Source organism: Ruegeria sp. BE3, from assembly GCF_056538865.1.
Genome location: NZ_JBQFTW010000001.1, coordinates 926249 through 945311 on the forward strand (window position 1 = coordinate 926249; position 19063 = coordinate 945311).

The 19063-nt window shown below is 58.9% G+C and carries 20 protein-coding genes and 1 tRNA gene; 10 read left to right on the forward strand and 11 right to left on the reverse strand.

Features of this window, described 5'->3' with window-relative positions; all coding sequences use genetic code 11:
* Positions 1-29 precede the first annotated feature (29 nt).
* The gene (locus ACR0AZ_RS04580) at positions 30-275 is read left to right on the forward strand and encodes an EF-hand domain-containing protein (protein ID WP_480666864.1); all 246 of its coding nucleotides are present in this window, start codon (positions 30-32) and stop codon (positions 273-275) included.
* A gap of 55 nt (positions 276-330) precedes the next feature.
* Here the strand turns inward: ACR0AZ_RS04580 and ACR0AZ_RS04585 are convergent, their stop codons facing one another.
* Entirely contained in the window at positions 331-1875 is a 1545-nt protein-coding gene (locus tag ACR0AZ_RS04585; protein ID WP_480666865.1) for a trimethylamine methyltransferase family protein, read from the reverse strand.
* A 413-nt stretch (positions 1876-2288) separates the two neighbouring features.
* Between ACR0AZ_RS04585 and ACR0AZ_RS04590 the strand changes: the two genes are divergently transcribed.
* Positions 2289-2807, forward strand: a complete 519-nt coding sequence (locus tag ACR0AZ_RS04590) for an outer membrane protein (protein ID WP_480666866.1) — start codon at positions 2289-2291, stop codon at positions 2805-2807.
* An 8-nt stretch (positions 2808-2815) separates the two neighbouring features.
* Here ACR0AZ_RS04590 and ACR0AZ_RS04595 read toward each other — a convergent pair whose 3' ends face one another.
* Both ACR0AZ_RS04595 and ACR0AZ_RS04600 read right to left on the reverse strand, forming a co-directional pair.
* Positions 2816-4009: a pyridoxal phosphate-dependent aminotransferase gene (locus ACR0AZ_RS04595; protein ID WP_480666867.1), complete on the reverse strand. Its 1194-nt coding sequence runs from the start codon at positions 4007-4009 to the stop codon at positions 2816-2818.
* A gap of 54 nt (positions 4010-4063) precedes the next feature.
* Complete coding sequence (locus ACR0AZ_RS04600) at positions 4064-4408, reverse strand: MmcQ/YjbR family DNA-binding protein (protein WP_480469717.1); 345 nt, start codon at positions 4406-4408, stop codon at positions 4064-4066.
* Between the two features lie 218 nt (positions 4409-4626).
* Between ACR0AZ_RS04600 and cysS the strand changes: the two genes are divergently transcribed.
* From cysS to ACR0AZ_RS04615, 3 genes are read left to right on the forward strand one after another with little or no spacing between them, the layout of a single operon-like run.
* Positions 4627-6027, forward strand: a complete 1401-nt coding sequence (cysS, locus tag ACR0AZ_RS04605; RefSeq protein WP_480469718.1) for a cysteine--tRNA ligase — start codon at positions 4627-4629, stop codon at positions 6025-6027.
* On the forward strand, positions 6024-7658 hold the full coding sequence (gene cimA, locus ACR0AZ_RS04610; RefSeq protein WP_480469719.1) for a citramalate synthase: 1635 nt from the start codon (positions 6024-6026) through the stop codon (positions 7656-7658). The genes cysS and cimA overlap by 4 nt, the downstream gene beginning before the upstream one ends.
* A 1-nt stretch (position 7659) precedes the next feature.
* Positions 7660-8436, forward strand: coding sequence for a squalene/phytoene synthase family protein (locus ACR0AZ_RS04615; RefSeq protein ID WP_480469720.1), 777 nt, complete (start codon positions 7660-7662; stop codon positions 8434-8436).
* Positions 8437-8438: 2 nt separating this feature from the next.
* Here ACR0AZ_RS04615 and ACR0AZ_RS04620 read toward each other — a convergent pair whose 3' ends face one another.
* On the reverse strand, positions 8439-9665 hold the full coding sequence (locus ACR0AZ_RS04620; RefSeq protein ID WP_480469721.1) for an MFS transporter: 1227 nt from the start codon (positions 9663-9665) through the stop codon (positions 8439-8441).
* 98 nt (positions 9666-9763) lie between these two features.
* Between ACR0AZ_RS04620 and ACR0AZ_RS04625 the strand changes: the two genes are divergently transcribed.
* From ACR0AZ_RS04625 to ACR0AZ_RS04635, 3 genes are read left to right on the forward strand one after another with little or no spacing between them, the layout of a single operon-like run.
* Positions 9764-10396: a DNA-3-methyladenine glycosylase family protein gene (locus ACR0AZ_RS04625; RefSeq protein WP_480469722.1), complete on the forward strand. Its 633-nt coding sequence runs from the start codon at positions 9764-9766 to the stop codon at positions 10394-10396.
* Positions 10393-11058 carry an alpha/beta hydrolase gene (locus ACR0AZ_RS04630; protein ID WP_480666868.1) on the forward strand — a complete coding sequence of 222 codons (666 nt, stop codon included), beginning with the start codon at positions 10393-10395 and terminating at the stop codon, positions 11056-11058. Before ACR0AZ_RS04625 ends, ACR0AZ_RS04630 begins: the two co-directional genes overlap by 4 nt.
* Before the next feature lies 1 nt (position 11059).
* Positions 11060-11548: an N-acetyltransferase family protein gene (locus ACR0AZ_RS04635; RefSeq protein ID WP_480666869.1), complete on the forward strand. Its 489-nt coding sequence runs from the start codon at positions 11060-11062 to the stop codon at positions 11546-11548.
* Here ACR0AZ_RS04635 and ACR0AZ_RS04640 read toward each other — a convergent pair.
* The gene (locus ACR0AZ_RS04640) at positions 11545-11970 is read right to left on the reverse strand and encodes a VOC family protein (protein ID WP_480666870.1); all 426 of its coding nucleotides are present in this window, start codon (positions 11968-11970) and stop codon (positions 11545-11547) included. The two genes, ACR0AZ_RS04635 and ACR0AZ_RS04640, sit on opposite strands and share 4 nt — an antisense overlap.
* Before the next feature lie 32 nt (positions 11971-12002).
* Positions 12003-12608 (reverse strand): rRNA large subunit pseudouridine synthase E, encoded by a 606-nt coding sequence (locus ACR0AZ_RS04645; RefSeq protein WP_480667138.1) that lies wholly within the window; start codon positions 12606-12608, stop codon positions 12003-12005.
* A 212-nt stretch (positions 12609-12820) separates the two neighbouring features.
* Here ACR0AZ_RS04645 and ACR0AZ_RS04650 point away from each other — a divergent pair, with 212 nt between their 5' ends.
* Positions 12821-13408 (forward strand): HNH endonuclease, encoded by a 588-nt coding sequence (locus ACR0AZ_RS04650; RefSeq protein WP_480469726.1) that lies wholly within the window; start codon positions 12821-12823, stop codon positions 13406-13408.
* Positions 13409-13412: 4 nt separating this feature from the next.
* Here the strand turns inward: ACR0AZ_RS04650 and ACR0AZ_RS04655 are convergent, their stop codons facing one another.
* Both ACR0AZ_RS04655 and ACR0AZ_RS04660 read right to left on the reverse strand, forming a co-directional pair.
* Positions 13413-13874: a disulfide bond formation protein B gene (locus tag ACR0AZ_RS04655; protein WP_480469727.1), complete on the reverse strand. Its 462-nt coding sequence runs from the start codon at positions 13872-13874 to the stop codon at positions 13413-13415.
* The gene (locus ACR0AZ_RS04660; protein ID WP_480666872.1) at positions 13871-14449 is read right to left on the reverse strand and encodes a YqaA family protein; all 579 of its coding nucleotides are present in this window, start codon (positions 14447-14449) and stop codon (positions 13871-13873) included. Before ACR0AZ_RS04660 ends, ACR0AZ_RS04655 begins: the two co-directional genes overlap by 4 nt.
* 145 nt (positions 14450-14594) lie before the next feature.
* Between ACR0AZ_RS04660 and ACR0AZ_RS04665 the strand changes: the two genes are divergently transcribed.
* A tRNA-Leu gene (locus tag ACR0AZ_RS04665) sits at positions 14595-14680 on the forward strand.
* A 189-nt stretch (positions 14681-14869) separates the two neighbouring features.
* Here ACR0AZ_RS04665 and ACR0AZ_RS04670 read toward each other — a convergent pair.
* The 3 genes from ACR0AZ_RS04670 to ACR0AZ_RS04680 are packed head-to-tail and all read right to left on the reverse strand — an operon-like array spanning position 14870 to position 18949.
* The gene (locus tag ACR0AZ_RS04670) at positions 14870-15904 is read right to left on the reverse strand and encodes a lipocalin-like domain-containing protein (protein ID WP_480666873.1); all 1035 of its coding nucleotides are present in this window, start codon (positions 15902-15904) and stop codon (positions 14870-14872) included.
* On the reverse strand, positions 15894-18305 hold the full coding sequence (locus ACR0AZ_RS04675) for an ABC transporter permease (RefSeq protein WP_480469730.1): 2412 nt from the start codon (positions 18303-18305) through the stop codon (positions 15894-15896). Before ACR0AZ_RS04675 ends, ACR0AZ_RS04670 begins: the two co-directional genes overlap by 11 nt.
* Entirely contained in the window at positions 18302-18949 is a 648-nt protein-coding gene (locus ACR0AZ_RS04680; protein WP_480666874.1) for an ABC transporter ATP-binding protein, read from the reverse strand. Before ACR0AZ_RS04680 ends, ACR0AZ_RS04675 begins: the two co-directional genes overlap by 4 nt.
* Between the last annotated feature and the right edge of the window lie 114 nt (positions 18950-19063).

Below are 19063 nucleotides of genomic sequence, written 5' to 3' on the forward strand. Positions count from 1 at the left end.
TACACCTAAAACACACTCAGGAGGCACAAATGGAACCGAAGAAACTGGCGATACTTTCCACTCTGGCTATTGGACTGCCGATGATGGCTCTGGCACAGGGAACGGCTGATACAAATGGCGACGGGGTTCTGACCATCGAAGAAGTGCAGGCGGTTGTACCTGGCGTCGATGCCGATGGCTTTGCGCTGATGGATGCCAATGGGGACGGAGCGTTGGATCCCGAAGAGATCGTGGTCGCGCAGGAAGCAGGGTTGCTACCGCCATCCAACGGGTGAACGTAGCGATAAAGAAGGCAGCTCGATATGCATCGAGCTGCCTGTTTTCAACATCTTACGTAGGCAAGTGAATGTTGAACCTGCTGCGCAGTTCAGCATCCAGAACCGGATCGAACCGAGCCATGGAAGGGGTCGCCAAGATCTCTTCCTTCCGAGCGATGGCCTTTTCGATCAGATCGGGCTTTCCGAGTTCCGCCCACTCCTTGGGCGAGGTCCGGTCGCCGAAAGTCGGATAGACGTAATCTGCCTGCATCCGGCTGAGCGTCGCATCCGTACCCAGATAGTGCCCGGGGCCACCCATGCAGACCTCGGCGATTTGATCCAGCGCGAGCGTTTCATCACTGACCTCAATGCCGCGCACGCAGCGCTGCGCCTGACCGATCAGATCATCGCTGAGGATGAGGCTTTCATGGCAAAAGCCTAGCAGAGAGGCGTGCATGCCAGCCGCTTCGTACACCATGTTCAGACCCGACAGGCCTGCCATGACGTTGGAACACATCTGCTCCCACCCGGCTTGCATATCGGGCAGTTTCGAGTCCGATGCGCCCGCAGCGGCACCGCCGGGCAGATTATAGAAGCGATGCATTTGCGCACATCCAGCGGTCAGCAAGGCTTGCTCGCCTGATCCGATAGACATCGCGCCCGTCCGCAGGTCGAGGCCAAAGGGCCAGGTGCCAAAAATCGCCGGAGCACCGGGACTTACGGCGTTTACATAAACCAGTCCAGCCAGACATTCAGCGGTAGCTTGCATGATCGCTCCGGCGATGGTTGAGGGCGCGGTAGCACCGGCCATGCCAGCGGAAAGCAGCAGAACGGGCATCCCGGCCTTGATGCATTCCTCCATCACTTCGCAGCTTTCGGTCGCAAATTTCATTGGCGGAACAACAAAGCAGTTCGAGTTCGACACGAAAGGTCGCTCGCGATAGGCGTCCTCGCCACCGGCAATCATGTGGATCAACTCCATTGCCGGTGCGACATGGCTGGGTTCTGTGAAAGAAGTGCCGATGTGTTTGAAGGTACCCGAACATGCGGCGTAGATCGTGTTCAGGTCCATCTCAAGGTTGTCGGGGATGTCGCGGCACACCATCGGTCTTTGAACAAAGTGAATGTTTTCAAGTTGTTCGCAGATGCGTGCGGCGTCGTGCAGGTCCTGAACGGTCGAATCACGGTATTCCAGCCCTTGGACATCAACCATGCTGACCGCAGCACCGGCCGTGCCATAGTGAACCTTGGTACCAGACAGTTCCAGATCGGTTTTTCCATCCCGACTGTAGAGTGTAACCGAGCGATTGGCCTTGGCAATCGTATCTTCCACCAGCGCACGCGGAAAACGAATGCGGCCATCGTCGCCCAATGTGCACCCGGCGGCGGTCAGATAATCGATACCGCTTTGCGGCGCATCTGCCAGACCGATGGTTTCGAGCGCCGTCAGGGCAGCCTCGTGGATGCGCTCGATCTGGGCCTGGGTCAGGACATTGAGGACACCGCCTTCCATTCCGGGACGGATGGGGCGGAGATGCTCTGGCAGTGCCGTGGCGCGGGCAGCACGGCGCGCAGCGCGCCCACCACTGCGGGAGGAAGTACGGGTTTGATCGTTCATAGAGTTGAGTCCGGTTCTGAGATTGCAAGCGTATATTCAGGTGCGATCAGCGTGTCGCTGGCCTGCCGCGTGCCGCACGTCCCCGATCCGCACCAATGGTGCGGCTGATCAGGCGTATTTTTCCGACATCACTTTGCATGCGTGTCCTCAGTCTGGTGTCCTGAGTGTTCCAATACCGGGCGACATAATCTGTCCCGTTTGCGACTTGGGTATGGATATTTTTTATCAGAAATTAGTCATGGAACCACAACTAAGCGTGAGAAAATGTTTTTCCCGTTACGCTAGAAATCTGTTACTCTGTACATAGTTAATTAACGAAAGCGCGAGAGTTTAAGTTATAATCATTGCTGCAAGGTGTTGAAACGCAGCCCCGCCAATCCGCCCAGACCGGCACCATAGGTTCGGAGGTCTGAATGAAATCGATAAATGCCACACTTGTCGCAGTACTGTTCGCGGTGGCTGGACCCGTTTTGGCTGAGGATTGGACCGGTGCCTATGCCGGGTTCAGTTTTGGTTATGCGGACGTAGATGGATCTGGTGGTGCAGGGGGCAACGGTGGCAGCTTTGGACCGCTTATCGGTTACGACTACGATTTTGGCAATTTCGTTCTGGGTGGTGAACTGGAATATAACCGCCTGAACCTTGATCTGGGTCAGTCTCAGGGAAGCCTCGATAGTATGTCTCGCCTGAAGCTGCGCGGCGGGTACGATTTTGGCCCGGCCCTCGGCTATGTGGTGGTGGGCACCGCACGCGCCAGTACCTCGGGTGATAGCGACACGGCTGCCGTTTACGGGATCGGTGTTGCCTATCCGCTAGGCGATCGGTTCGTCATCAGTGGCGAGGCTTTGCGACAGGATTTCGATGATATTCCAACCTCGGGCCGAGGTCTGGATGCAAATGTGTTCAATTTGCGGACCACGTTCCGGTTCTGATCCGGGCATCAGGCGGTAGCTGTCTGAACTCCTCCGGCCAACTGCGCAGCGAAATCGCAGAGCAATTTCAGCGAGGCGGCAAACTTCTCATCCGCTATCGTCATGGCGACACGGACGTGTCCGGCGGCGGCGGTCCCAAAACTCTCACCGGGCATAACGGCGATGGAATGGGTGTCCAATAGTGCGTTGGCAAAGGCTTCTCCGCTGAGGCCGGTGGCGCGGATATCGAGCATCAGGTACATCGCTCCTTGTGCCGGGATCAAACCAACGGCTTGTTGCGCGCCCAGCACTTCAAGCGCCAATGCGCGGCGACGTCTAAATGGCTCGGATATCCGATCTTCCAGTTCGTGACCGGCGCTCAGGGCAAAGCTGGCGGCGTCCTGAATGAAACCGGGCACTCCGTATGTCGTATGGGTGGCAAGGTTGATCAGGTGCTTGATCACCTCCTCCGGCGCGACGATCCAGCCACAGCGTGAGCCTGTCATGGCATGCGATTTCGACATTGATCCGATCACCAATGTACGCTCGGCCATGCCGGGCAGGGCGCGCGGCGAGACATGGGTGCCGTCCCAGACCTGAGTGTCATAGACTTCATCCGAGATCAGCCACAAATCGCGGCGCTCGCAAAGCTTCGAAATGGCCGAGAGCGTTTCGGTGGAATACACCACTCCCGTTGGGTTGTTCGGCGTGTTGATCAGCAGCGATACCGCGCCGTCAGCGGCCGCGTCGATATCCTGCGCGCGCGGTTGAAACGCATCTTCTGCACGGGTTGCGATGGGTCTGGCAATAGCACCGGCCCCGCGAATTGTGCCGGGATAGGTGGCATAATAAGGATCGAGATACAGGCCAACATCACCAGGATCGCAGAGCGCTGTATGCGCAGCGAATAGCGCGGCCTGTCCACCCGGCGTAATCATTACGTTGTCACGTGTTGTTCTGACCCCGGTGCGCAGCTGAACGCGGGCAGCGACTGTATCGCGCAGCAGGTCTGTGCCGGGCACCATGGCATAGCCGGTGTGACCGTCACGGGCAGAGGCATCCATCGCAGCCAGAATTGAAGGATCGGTTCGGATATCATGTTCGCCAATGGTCAGTTCGGTGACCGCGCGACCTTCGCCGATCATCCGGCGCGCGCGGTAGAAAACGTCCCATCCATCCGATCCACCGCCTGTCAGATGCGTGATGCGATGCGATAATTTCATGACGCGCCCTCCGGTCCTTACGCCGAATGGGGCAGAGCGCCGCAGCTTTGTCAATCAGCTTCGTGGCGGCAAGCCAGATTGCACTTTCTTGGTCAGCGATGCGCGGACAATGTCGTACGAGGTGACCAGACGGTGCCGCATCTCGTCGACTTCGGTTTCCCAAGGCAGTCGGACCCAACTGCGGTGAAAATAGGGGGCTTTGGTGCCGATCCCGGCATCAATCAGCATCTGCGCGGTCTCTATGTCGGGCGTCTTGATCGAAACTCCGTCGCCGACCGAACCGACGCAGGCGAACATCTTGCCGCCAACTTTCCATGCGTCGTGGCCGCCACCCCAAGGGTCGGAAAGTTCGGCACCGGGCAGGTCTGCGCATACGGAATTGACGTAATCACGGGTCATGGTGGGCAGACTGCCGCTGAGGGCGCTAAAACTCAAGGCTTGGCTCAAAACCGATCCCGTGCTAGGCAAAGCGCATGAACCGGAAAACTTGCATCATTATCTGCTGCATTACCTGCTGATTTCTCAAGCGGGCCGGTTTCTTTCGTTTTCATCTCTGAGACAAGTTGCTAAGCCCGCGCCAACGCGTGACGTATATGCTGTTTCAGGAGCACGACCAGATGACGACGATCAAACTGCACAACACAAGGACACGGACGAAAGAGGATTTCGCGCCGATCGATCCCGACAATGTGCGGATGTATGTCTGTGGTCCGACGGTCTATGACCGGGCGCATTTGGGGAATGCACGGCCTGTGGTTGTGTTCGACGTGCTCTATCGTTTGTTGCGGCATGTGTACGGTGCTGATCACGTGACCTATGTGCGCAATTTCACCGACGTGGACGACAAGATCAACGCCACCGCTCTGGCGCGTAAGAAGGCCGGAGCCGAGGGTTCGCTTGAGCAGTTGGTGCAGGAGCGTTCGGACGAGACCATTGGCTGGTATCTTCATGATATGGGCGCGCTTGGGGCGATGGAGCCGAACGCGATGCCTCGTGCCACAGAATATATCGCGCAGATGATTGCGATGATCGAAGACCTGATCGCCAAAGGGCATGCCTATGTCGCCGAGGGGCATGTTCTTTTTGCGGTGGATAGCTGGAAGGAGCACTACGGCGCTCTTTCTGGACGGTCGGTCGATGACATGATCGCGGGCGCTCGGGTTGAGGTTGCGCCTTACAAGAAAAACCCGATGGATTTTGTTCTGTGGAAGCCGTCGACCGATGAGTTGCCCGGCTGGGACAGCCCATGGGGCCGGGGGCGTCCGGGCTGGCACATTGAGTGCTCGGCGATGAGCTATGAGCTGTTGGGCGAAAGCTTTGACATTCATGGCGGCGGTAACGATCTGATGTTCCCGCATCACGAGAACGAGATTGCTCAGAGCAAATGCGCCCATCCGCATGGCGAATTCGCGCGTGTCTGGATGCATAATGAGATGCTGCAGGTCGAGGGCAAGAAGATGTCCAAATCGCTGGGCAATTTCTTCACCGTTCATGACTTGCTGGAGCAGGGTGTGCCGGGTGAGGTGATCCGGTTTGTGTTCCTGCAGACCCATTATCGCAAGCCGATGGACTGGACCGAGAAGAAGGCACGCGAAGCCGAGGCAACGTTGCGCAAGTGGCGGGCGCTGACAGCAGGCATCGAGCCCGCTGCCACCGCGGCACCTGCGGTCATTGATGCGCTTGCAGATGACATGAACACGGCAGGTGCCATCGCTGAACTTCATCGTTTGGCTGCTGACAGCAACGCTGCTTTATTGCTGGCGAGTGCACAGGTAATCGGGCTGTTGACGGATGAAATGGCAGCTTGGGCGCATACCGCCGTGGCTGATCTGTCATCCCACGCAGAAAAACTGGCCGATGCGCGCGCTCTTGCGATGCAGAACAAGGATTTCTCTGAGGTCGATCGCCTGAAGGCGGCCTATGTCGCCGCAGGGCTGGAGGTTCGGATGAGCAAGGACGGTGTGGAATTGGTGCCAGGTGCTGGCTTTGATGCCGCGAAGTTGGAGGCGGTCGAATGACCAAACAGCGCCTTTATCTCTATGACACCACCTTGCGCGACGGGCAGCAGACGCAAGGCGTACAGTTCTCGACCGCAGAGAAGGTACAGATCGCGCAGGCTCTGGATTCGTTGGGGCTTGATTACATCGAAGGAGGCTGGCCCGGGGCGAACCCGACTGACAGCGCCTTTTTTGATGCCGCGCCCAAGACTTCGGCCTGTATGACCGCGTTTGGGATGACCAAACGCGCGGGCCGATCGGCGGAGAATGATGACGTTCTGGCTGCTGTGATGAACGCGGGAACACCAGCCGTTTGTCTCGTGGGGAAATCGCACGATTACCACGTGACCCATGCGCTTGGTATCACGCTGGAGGAGAACACCGAGAACGTTCGTGCCTCGGTCGCGCATATCGTGGCGCAGGGGCGGGAGGCTCTGTTTGATGCCGAGCATTTCTTTGATGGCTACAAGGACAAACCGGAATATGCGGTTGAAGTCTGTCGCGCTGCGCTCGATGCGGGGGCACGGTGGGTGGTTCTGTGTGACACCAATGGCGGGGCCTTGCCGGCAGAAGTCGGGCGGATCGTGTCTGAGGTGATTGCGGCCGGTCTACCCGGGGATCGGCTGGGTATTCATACTCATAACGATACCGAAAATGCCGTGGCGTGCTCGCTGGCTGCCGTTGACGCGGGCGCGCGGCAGATACAGGGGACGCTGAATGGTTTGGGAGAGCGCTGCGGTAACGCCAACCTGACCGCTTTGATCCCGACGTTGATGCTGAAAGAGCCCTATGCCTCGCACTATGAGATCGGAGTGAAGCCCGAGGCTCTGGCCGGATTGACGCGGATCAGCAGGATGCTGGATGATATCCTGAACCGCGTGCCCAGCAAGCAGAGTGCCTATGTCGGCGCGTCGGCTTTTGCGCATAAGGCCGGGCTGCATGCCAGCGCGATCCTCAAGGACCCGACGACCTATGAGCATATTGATCCCGCAAGTGTCGGCAATGCGCGCATTATTCCGATGTCGAACCAGGCTGGGCAATCGAACCTGCGCAAACGGCTGACCGATGCAGGATTGGCCGTTGAAGCGAGCGATCCGGCGCTGGGGCGTATTCTGGAGCGGATCAAACTGCGCGAGGCCGAGGGCTATTCCTACGACACCGCGCAGGCCAGTTTCGAACTGTTGGCGCGGGATGAGTTGGGGCAACTGCCCGAATTCTTTGAGGTCAAACGATATAAGGTGACCGTTGAGCGCCGGAAGAACAAATACAACAAGATGGTCAGCCTGTCCGAGGCGGTCGTTGTTGTGAAAGTGGATGGCGAGAAGAAGCTGTCGGTGAGTGAATCACTCGATGAAAGCGGCAGCGATCGCGGCCCGGTGAACGCGCTGGCGAAAGCTCTGGCCAAGGATTTGGGGCAGTATTCGCAGATACTGTCGGATATGCGGTTGGTCGACTTCAAGGTGCGCATCACTCAAGGCGGGACCGAGGCGGTCACGCGCGTGATCATCGACAGCGAAGACGGGCAGGGGCGGCGTTGGTCCACAGTTGGCGTCAGTGCGAACATTATCGATGCCTCGTTCGAGGCGCTGTTGGACGCGATCCAGTGGAAGCTGGTGAGCGATTGCAGCCCGCAGTCAGCGGCAGCCGAATAGCGTGGAATTCGACGACGACATCAAGGCCTGCGCGGCGCTGGTGCACCGCGCTGATCCGGACCGGTTCATGGCGGCGATGGCGGCGCCGGTCGCAGCGCGGGCGGTTCTGTTTCCGATCTATGCGCTGAATGTCGAGGTGGCTCGCGCGCCCTGGGTGACGCAGGAAAGCATGATCGCCGAAATGCGCCTGCAATGGTGGCGCGATGCGTTGCAGGAAATTGCTGAAGGCCCCATCGTGCGTCGGCATGAGGTTGTTACGCCGTTGTCGCGTGTACTCTCTCCGCATCTCGCGGCGCAGCTGGATGAGTATGTGGCTGTAAGGCGTTGGGATGTTTATCGTGATCCGTTTGAGGATGAAGATCATTTTGATGCCTACATAAACCATAGCGCCGGGACTCTGATGGTTGTATCCGCGCAGGCTTTGGGCTCGGCAGACGAAACTGTGCTGCGCGACTTTGGCTATGCGACGGGGATTGCAAATTGGCTGCGCGCCATTCCCGAACTTGAAGCGCGCGGTCGCATTCCCTTGCTCGATGGTACACATGACGGCGTTCGGGCGCTAGCGCAAAAGGCGCTGGACCGATTGGCACGGGCGCGTTCTGTGCGCAATGAGGTCTCGGCCCAGGCGCGGCCTGCGCTCTATGCAGGCTGGCAGACGGAATGGGTACTGCAGAAGGCTCTGACCCAGCCCGGGAGCGTGGCTTCGGGCGCGTTGGCGCAGGGTGAAATCCGCCGCCGGTTTTCCCTGATGAAGACAGCAGCAACCGGACGCTGGTAGGATCAGGCAGTTTGGGGGTCTGATGGTCTCAGGACCAGCCACAACAGCGCGCCGCCCGCAAGGGTCAGCAGCGGGATCATGGCGAGGTTGACCGCCGTCCAGCCTTCGACCGCTGAACCGCCCGAGCAGTTCATTAACCCGCCAGACGCAAGCGAGGCGAAAGTCACGCCGCCAAAGACCAGCAGGTCGTTCAGGCCCTGCATCCGTCCGCGTTCGTGTACTTCGTGCGAGTCGGCCAGCATGCTGGTGGCGCCGATGAAGCCAAAGTTCCAGCCGACGCCCAGCAGGATCAGAGCGGCGAAGAAGTTACCAAGATCAACACCTTGCAGGGCGACAATGCCTGCGCCGCCGAGGATGGCCAGACCGAGGGCCACGATCTTTTCGACCCCAAACCGCGCGATCAGATGGCCGGTGAAAAAGCTGGGAATATACATCGCCAGCACGTGGCTGGTCACGATATCGGCTGCATCGCCCTCGGTATATCCGCATCCGACAACGGCCAGAGGTGTGGACGTCATCACAAGGTTCATCAGCGCGTAAGAGACCATGGCGCAAATGATGGCCACAGCGATGCGCGGAGTTCTGAGCAGCTCTAATCGTGTGCGGCCTTTGGGTTCATCCTCGGTAGGTTTCGGCGGCGTGGGGATGTCGAGGAAGAAGAACAGGGCAGAGCCAACCACATTGATCGCGATCACGGCCAGATAGGTGCCCAAAAACGGGATCACATAGGCCTGCGAGGTCAGCTTAACGATCTGCGGGCCGATGATAGCAGCTGCGAGCCCTCCGGCCATGACGTAAGAAATCGCCTTGGGCCGGAATGCGTCGGACGCGGTATCGGCGGCGGCAAAGCGATAGAAGCCATGCGCGCTCATGTAGATGCCGGTCAGAAAGCTACCGATCAGGAAGATCGGGAACGAGCCGAGGTAAAGGCCATAGGCGCCGATAACCCCGCCTGTAGCACCCGCGGTCGATCCCACAAGAAACCCGGCGCGGCGCCCCCAGCGCTGCATGATGGCCGAGATCGGTGTGGCGGCCAGCATCGAACCCAGTACGATCAGTGAAATCGGCAGCGTTGCAAGGCAGGCGTTGCTGGCCAGCGATTGACCGGCAAGCCCTCCGACGATGAACATCATCGGCATCTGCGCACCCAATATCGCCTGCGCCGCCACCAAAACGGCGACGTTGCGTTTGGCCTGACTGTCGTTGGGGGTGGCAGCGATCATTGTCATGAGCGAATGGTTATCTACGATTGAGACTCGGCACAAGCGGGTTGCATATGCGGCACATCAGCCTAACGTGCGGACAAGGATCATTTATCGGAGAGCGCATGTCCGTCGGACGCATCATCGAAACACCGGACTGCGTAAATGAAGGGGCCGAATGGCTGGCCGGGGCTTGCCCGAGGATGGCTTATGCGATGGCGCAAACAGGCCCTCTGCCATTGCGGCGTAAGCCGGACGGGTTTGCGCAGCTTCTCAGTGCGATTGTCAGTCAGCAGGTCAGCGTAGCCTCGGCAAATGCAATCTGGAAGCGATTGCAGGTCGCCAAATTGACCGGCCCGCGCAAGATCATGCGGGCAACGGATGACGACCTGAGAGCGGTGGGTCTCAGCCGTCAGAAAATCCGCTATGCCCGCGCGTTGGCCGAGGCGCGGATCAATTACAAAGCGCTTCGCGATGCACCGGATGACGAAGTGGTCGCAATTCTGACCGAGGTACCGGGGATCGGTGTCTGGACCGCTGAGATTTACGCCATGTTCTCGCTGGGCCGTGCCGATGTGATTGCACCGGGTGACTTGGCCCTGCAAGAGGCCGCGCGCATCCTCTACGACTTACCAGAAAGACCAAAAGACAAAGAGTTGCGCCAGATGGCCGAAGCGTGGTCGCCGTGGCGATCAGTTGCGGCACGGGTGCTGTGGGCCTATTACCGGGTCGCAAAAGACAGAGAAGGGATCAGATGACACGGGTTTTGAATGCGCTCCGGAAAGAGCCGGTTTCGGGGGATACACGCTCGGTCGTGGTGTTTGTGCATGGCTATGGCGCGAACGGTGCTGATCTGCTGGGGCTGGCTGATCCTCTGGGTGAGCATTTGCCGGATACGCTGTTCGTGGCGCCCGATGCGCCGGAACAAATCCCAGGCATGCCGAACGGCTTTCAATGGTTTCCGATCCCGTGGATTGATGGCTCGTCCGAAGAAGAGGCGCGGCGTGGCATGGAAATGGCGGTTGAGGATTTCAACGCATTTCTTGACGCGCTGATGGTGGATGAAGATGTCCTGCCAGAGCAAGTCGTTCTGTTTGGCTTCAGCCAAGGCACCATGATGAGCCTGCATGTCGCCCCGCGCCGTGAAGACCCGGTGGCCGGGATCGTCGCCTTCTCGGGCCGTTTGCTGGAACCAGACTTGCTGCCGGACGAAACCTTGAGCCGCATGCCAATTCTGCTGGTCCATGGTGACGCCGATGATGTGGTGCCGCCGCAATCACTGCCCGAGGCCGCCGAGGCGTTGCAAACAGCCGGGTTCAAAGAGATTTATGCCCATGTGATGAAGGGCACCGGCCACGGCATCGCGCCGGATGGCCTGAGCGTCGCGCTGGCCTTCATGCGCGACAAGCTGAGTCTGTAAGATGATCGTCATCCGCCCCATGATGAGAGAGGATGTGGCAGACGCCTGCAGCATCCTCAATCAGATCATCGAGATCGGCGGAACGACAGCGTTTGAATTTCCATTCTCTGAAACACTATTTGTCCAAAGCTATCTCAAAGGGTCTGACAAGCTTTGCTGCCATGTCGCGCTGGATATCAAAGGTCAGGTGGCTGGCTTCCAATGGCTCGGGATCCACGAAAGCCTGCCGGATGATTGTGCCGATATAGCGACGTTTACCCGTCGAGAGCCAGTGTTGAAAGGGGCAGGGCGTGCCTTGTTTGCGGAAACTGAGAAATTGGCCCGTGCTCTGGGTTTCAACAGCATCAACGCGACCGTACGGGCCGATAACACTCTGGGTCTGAATTACTATGAAAAGATGGGTTTTCACGATTTCTCGGTAAAATATGGCGTGCTACTTCGTGACGGGACTCCGGTGGATCGGATATCCAAACGTCTCGATCTAGGTTAATCCCACAGATGTGCCTCGGTAAACTCAACTGAATTACCTGAAGGATCGCGCACATAAAGCGAGTGCGCGCCACTGGGCCAGTCGAACTCGGCGTCCACCGGTACGTTCCAGTCAAGCAGGTGCTTTCGCATCACTTCGATCTCAGGTCGGGTCAGAACCAGACATACATGGCCGGGTCCGCGCGCGCCGTGAGGTGGGACAGGCAGATCGGGGTTCAGCGGTGGCTCTTCGGTCTTGTCCGCATTGAAAATCAGCAGGACCGAGCTGCCGATTCGATAGAAAACGTGCCTGTCGGATACCCGCTGAATCTTCGAAAGCCCAAGCAGCTCACCATAGAACCGCTCGGCCGCGTCCAGATCATCCACGTAAAGAGCTGCTTCTAGTATCGCTGACGGGGCGGGTATGTCGGGCGTTACTTTCATGAAGCCAGTCTAGCATTTAGGGGCAGTCCCTGTCATCGGCGCGGACGTCTGTCCCGTTTGCGCGATGGTGCGGCGCTTATCTCTGGCATCGGCAGGCTCTCCCACTGGCCGGGCTCAAGGCCGTCCAAGGACCAGTCTCCGATCCGGGCGCGGATCAGGCGCAAGGTCGGATGGCCTACAGCTGCCGTCATGCGGCGAACCTGACGATTGCGACCTTCACGGATCGTCAGTTCGATCCAACTATCCGGTACTGTCTGACGGACACGGATCGGCGGGGTGCGCGGCCAGAGGTCTGAAGGCTCATCAATTAAACGCGCCTTGGCGGGACGCGTCAGACCATCCTTAAGCTCAACGCCATCACGCAGCGCCTTAAGTGCGGCTGCGTCGGGTAGGCCTTCGACCTGTACCCAATAGGTTTTGGCCATCTTGTGCTTGGGATCGGATATCTGTGCCTGCAGCCGCCCGTTATCGGTCAGCAGCATCAAGCCCTCACTATCTCGGTCCAGCCGCCCGGCAGGATATACGCCGGGCAGATCGATGAAGTCCGACAGTGTGGCGCGGGGCGAGTCGGCGTTGGCGCGGTCGGTGAACTGCGGCAACATATCGAAAGGTTTGTTGAAGCGGATGAACCAGGACATGCCACCGCCATAGCGTCCGGGCCACATCTGCGCAACCTGTGGATAAGTGTCACTTATCTGTTACGGATTCGTCCTAACCAGTACCCGAGATGTTGTGTGAACTCGGCACTTGTCAGAGATTTAACACGATATATAGTTAACTTTAGGCCGGGGCGGGTGTTCCCCGCTCTGATGTCACAAACGGGCAGTACAGAGCGAGGAGCGATTCTGATATGGACGGAGACTTCAGGACCGAATTTGTCAGGGAACCCGGTGCGCTGAGGCATCATCCGGCATTGGTTCTGAACGCCGATTATCGCCCGCTTTCCTATTATCCGCTGTCTCTCTGGCCCTGGCAGGAGGCCATCAAAGCGGCATGGCTGGACCGCGTGGACATAGTTGCCGAATACGACGAAGTGGTCCGAAGCCCAAGTACCGAGATCCGAATACCCTCGGTCGTTGTTTTGAAAGATTATGTAAAACCCAGAAAGCGCGTGGCCTTCACGCGCTTTAATTTATTTCTGCGGGATGAATTCAAGTGCCAATACTGTGGCAGCCGCGGAGAGCTTACTTTCGATCACGTCGTTCCGCGTGCGGCGGGTGGTGTTACCAGCTGGCAGAACGTGGTTGCTGCCTGCAGCCCGTGTAACCTGCGCAAAGGGTCGAAATCGCTGCGGCAAGCCAGGATGTCTCTGAACAAACCGCCGCGTCAACCTGATGCTGAGGCCCTTCGTAATATTGGCCGTAAATTCCCGCCAAACCACCTTCACGACAGTTGGATCGATTTCCTCTATTGGGATGCGGAGCTGGATCAGCAATAATCGCCTAGCGCGCTCGCCAGGCAGCAATCCAGATCAATGCAAGCGCGCTTGAGAGAAGCCCGTTCCAACCAGCCATGGAAATTCCGAGCATCTCCCACGGGATGTCGTCGCAGCGTACCAGTGGGGCAGACATGATCTGATCCAGCAATTCCTCGGCGCTCAGCCCACCGATTGGGCCAGAGGTGCACGTCGAAGGGCCCTCCCACCAGCCTTGCTCAACGCCTGCATGGAACAAACCGATCCCGGCGGTTGTTGCGGCGGCGAGCGCACCTAGCAAGGGCAGAGGACGGATGCCCGGAAACGCAAAGGCCAGCACACCCAGAATCACAGCCACTCCATGCGGATAACGCTGCCATATACACATTTTGCACGGAGCCAGTCCGCCTATGTACTGAAACGCCCAAGCACCCAGTAACAAGGCGGCCGACCCTGTGGTGGCCAGTAAAATCAGTGATTTCCGTGTCATAGGTAACGTACCAGGAAGAAACCTCCGACCAGCAACACGATGAATAGCGTAAATACCAGCCCAAGTCGTTTTTCGATGAAGTCTCTGATCGGTTCGCCGAAGCCCCAGAGCAGACCAGCCACGACGAAGAATCGCAGTGCCCGCGCGAGTATCGATGTTGCGATGAAGGTTCCCAACGGCATCCCGGTCCAACCCGACATGATCGTGATCACTTTGTAAGGGAACGGCGTAACTCCGGCGGTGAGCACGGCCCAGAAGCCAAAATCGTTGAAGCGGGTGTTGAACTCTTCCATGGCATGGGCCTTACCCACAGCCTCCAGCACAGGTTGGCCGAGGCTTTCATAGAAGAAGGCACCGATTGCGTAACCCAGAATTCCCCCGAGAACGGAAGCCACCAGCGCGACCGAGGCAATCAACCATGCCCGAGACGGGCGTGCCAGGATCATGGGAATCATCAAAACATCCGGCGGGATGGGAAAAAACGAGCTTTCTACAAAAGCGACAACCGCCAGCGCCCAAAGCGCGTGAGGATGCTCGGCCAGACGAATGGTCCAGTCATAAAGTGATCGCAACATAAAGTACAAGTATCCCGGCAATTGTTGGGCCAAGCCAAAGCATGCACCTGAAGAGGGGTCAACCTCTGTCACTTAAACAAACGTGCCAATGGTTGTTTTTTGCCTCTGGACCTTCCGTCAGTTGAAGGCTAATCCAAGTGACGTGGCCCAAGTGGCGGAATGGTAGACGCAGGGGATTCAAAATCCCCCGCCTTCACGGGCGTGAGAGTTCGAGTCTCTCCTTGGGCACCACATCAATCATTTCAGAGCAATATACGCTTAAAAAATAGGGTTCTGGGCTGCTCTTCAGAAAACCTGTCAGGCGAAACACCTGGTTTTCTGATGCGAAACTGAGCCGCACATATCGACGTTCAACCAGAAGATCTGAACCTGGCAAGCAATCTTTCTGCCGATATCGTTGGCGGGTTCGGTGACAAATCCCTAATACCCGGTCATTTCAAGATAACCGCGCCCGCTGTGGCTGCCTGAAATGGTTATCGGGCCTTCCCAATACTCGAAGCTTGTACCCATCCAGGATCGGGGGGTCAGGGCGGCTACTTCAACATCAAGCTCACGATCCGGCACCTGAACGCGCCATCTGGTCGGAATGTCGCGCTGCGCGACCGGACTGGTCCCGAGGGCTGTGAATTTGACCGACCCATCTGGCAGCGCCTGCGTCTGGCCATCCGCGTTGATCCATGTCGCGGCGGTGAAATCGCCGCGCGCACCGCGCAGGCGGAAAGCCATCAGTTTGTCTCCGCCGTTGAAGCTGAGCGAGAACCAATCCCAGCCGCTCTGATCTTCGGCCAGCGGTTGCGAGGACCACTCGCGGTCCAGCCAGCCCTGACCGGTCACAGAGATATCACGGTCCGGCAGATGTAGGGTGCCCGCGACGCTGTAGAAAGGTTGCGAGTAATAGAAGCTGGCTTGCCCGTCGGCGGATTTAATAGAGTATCCGTCTTCTCCGTGGAACACCAGCGGACCCTGCGCTTGAAGACTTAGATCATAGCCGAAATCATTGCCGTTGGCGGTCAGGTCCATCGAACCCTCGATGTCTCCGCGCATGTGCCATTCGTCGATCCAGGCTTCGAACGGATTTGCGATGACACCTGCCTGACCAACGCCCCCGCGCGACAGGCGTTCGGTGAAATAGTGCGCATCAGGCGTCGTGACCGCGGCGTGGCCCATCCAGATTTGAGGGCTTTGCCATCCGTCGGCTTCCGATGGTTTCAGCGCCGAGCGAAACAAGGTCCATTGGATGCCATAGTCGCGCCCGTCCTCTCCGGTTAGATTTGCGGTCAGATACCACCACTCGATCCGGTAGGTTGAGTGCGGGCCATGATCGCGGGGGAACTGGAAACTGTATCCAGCGGCTGGGCGATCGAATCCATCGGCGCTGCCACCTAGCCCGGCATAGCCTTGCGCCCAGGCCGTAACCGGGAGCAGGAGGAAGAGAACGAGGACTTTAACGTTCATTTGCGAAAACTCTCAGCAGGGCGGCAGGGGGCAGGCGGAGCAGCCGCCAAGCGGGCAATGCCGCCGCGAGGGTCGCGGCGATCAAGGTTAGCAGAAACAGTCCAATCCAGTCGCCGGGGAAGAGGTGCATCGGGAGCTTCCAGCCAAAGGCCTGGACGTTGATCACTGTCAACAGAACCCAGGCAAGCACCACCCCAAGCGGTAGCGCCAGACAGGCGGTCAGGGCGGTCAGTAGCACGCTGCGCAGAAGCTCCAGCCGTGCCAGCTGTGCGCGTGTGAGCCCTAAAGACCAAACCGGAGCGACCTGCGGCAGGCGTTGTGTCCACAGCGTCAGCAGGCTCGTCAGGATCGCAAAGCCCGCGACCCCGAGCGTCAAGATGTTCAGGGCCGAGGTCACGACGAAGGTTTTTTCGAATATCGCCAGTGATTGGGCTTTCATTGCTGCCTGGTGGACAACTGCGCGAGCTGGCAGATCGAACCGCTGCCGCAGGGTTTGGGCCAGATCGGTTGCGCGGTCGGGCGCGATACGGATACCAAAGCGTCGGTCGGCCGTGCCGGGGGCGATCTGATCGAGAATGGGCATCGCAACGATCGCCTGTCCGGTGGGGTTACCATAGTCGGAATACACGCCAGCGATGCTCAGTTCATGTTCCGGCGAGAGCGACAGCGTATCGCCGGGCCAGAGATCGGCGCGGCGGGCGAGTTGTTCATTGATCAACACATCACCGCGTAGCAGGACGTTATCCCATACATCGGTTGCTTGGGCGATCAGCGGCCAATTCTGGCGATAGGTATCATCATCGACGATGCCATACAGAAACAATGGACCTGTCTCATGCGGCAGTTCGGTGCTGCGAATGGGTAAGATTGCCGCGACTTGCTGGTCCAGCCATTCCGCTATCTGCGCGGCCTGAGCTTCGTCTTGTGCAGTCACGTAGAGCTCGGATGTCAGGCGCTGGTCGAGCCAGCCGATAAAGGTGAGCCGAAAACTCGAGACCATCGTGCCCACGCCGATGTTCGCGGCGAGCGCCAGAAGTAGTGCCATCAGCGCGAGTGACAGGCCCGGCAACTGCGCGCGCATGTCGGCCCAAACCCATTGCGCTAGCGGGCCTTTTGCCTGACGTGCAAAGTAAGAGAGGATTGCGGATAGCAGTGCGGGCAGGGTCAGGGCGGCACCTGTCAACACTCCGGCCAGCAGTGCGAAACCTGATAGCAAACCATCGGCTGCGAAAAAGATGATGATCCCAGCGGCGATCAATCCAAGCCCCAAGGCTCCGCTGAGGCGCGTGGATCCCTGACTGCGCCACGCTTGCAAACCGGGGCCTGCAAGGATCGGCATGCGCGACAGCCGCCACAGGGCATGGCCGCTGGCGACAAGGGTGCCGCCGATTGCCATGGCAAGCCCCGCAGCGATCCATTGCGGGCGCAGGGACATTTGCCCGTCGACCGGTGCGCCGTAGAGCCCGCGCAATGTGGCGGCAACGTCGGGCAGCAGTGCGCCTGCCAGGAAGAAGCCCAGGATGAGGCCCAGGATGCCTCCGATCAGGGCGATGAACAGCAATTCGCCCAGCACGATGATCACCAGTTGTTTCAGTGGCAGCCCCAGCGCGCGCAGGGTACGGATCATGCCGCGTCTTTGGGCAAAGGCCAGTCCGACCGTGCCGTGGACAATGAATAGGCCGACTGCGAATGAAAGCAGACCAAAGGCCGTCAGGTTCAGGTGGAAACTGTCGGTCAGTTGCGCGGTGTCCATTTGCGCCGACGCGCTGATGCGTTGCAATTCAGGTGCGACCTCAGACAAGGGCGATACCGCGCGGGGCTGCTGGGGCAGGATCACCAGTCGCGAGATTTGCCCCGGACGCCCCAGCAGACGTTCGGCCACGCCGATATCGGTAAGGATGAGATCCGGGGGCAGGGCGGTGGTCTCAATCACAGGCGGAAAAGTCTCCGTCACCTCGAACAGGGGGACAAGGTCGGGAGCCATAATCAAACGCCCCGGCGCGGTCAGAACATCGGAGGGATCAGGGGGGGTGGTGCTTTCATTGACTTCTGTAACAGCGGGCAAGGCAGGGTAGGCCACCATGTCGACACCCATCAGGCGCAGGCGACGCTCTGCCACGCGCAGGGTGCCTTCGAGAACCGCCGCAACCTGCCAGCCAACGCGCCTGAGTTCTGCATATTGCTGCAAGGTAATGGTGCCACCGGGATTCTGAAGCTCATCGAACTGCCCAATGGCAAGCTGAGCATTGGCGCGTGCATAGCTGGCACGCGCTTCGGCGTTGATGGCCTGAACGGCGGACCAGAGACAGGTGGCCAGAGCAATCCCCGTCAGCAACGTCACCAGCTGCAGCGGATGCGCGCGCCAGTGAGACAACAGAGACTGAACGGCAGGACCAATCATGTAATGCGACCACCCGCCAGATGCGCGCGTCGATCGAGCCGTGCGGCAATCTCGTTCGAATGAGTGACAAGCAGCAACGCTGCACCCGTATCGGCCACCAGAGACAGCATCAGGTCCAGCACGACGGCACTGGCCGTTTCGTCCAGATTGCCGGTGGGCTCATCCGCAAGCAGCAGTTTGGGCCGCGTTGCCATGGCGCGTCCGATAGCAACGCGCTGCTGCTGGCCGCCCGAGAGGCTTTCGGGGTATCGATCCTGCAGCTCGGACAACCCGAGCCGTTCGCTCAGATGCTCGATCCACTTGGTGTCGCCTCGCCCCGCCAGGCGTGCATGAATCGAGAGATTTTGCGTGACTGTCAGCGATGGGATCAGGTTAAACTGCTGAAACACCAGCGACAGGCTGTTGCGACGCAATGCAGCGCGGTCAGTGTCATTCAGCGGCGACAGCGGTTGACCGTCCAGAGTGATCTCTCCGCCGTCAAACCCATCCAGCGCCGCGACCAGATGCAGAAGGGTGCTCTTGCCACTGCCACTTTCGCCGGTTAGCGCCAGTGTTTGACCTTGTTCCAGACTCAGCGAGACATCGTTCAGAACGGGTCGTCCTCCGGCATAAGATTTCCGGACGTGATCAATCGACAGCAGCATGCGTGGCCTCATCTGGTTTGGTCACAATGTGCAACGCAACCCGGCAGTGTCCAGAGCGGAATTCGGTTCTATTCGCCGCAGGCCTCAGGGTTGTTCACCGACACAGAAAGCCCC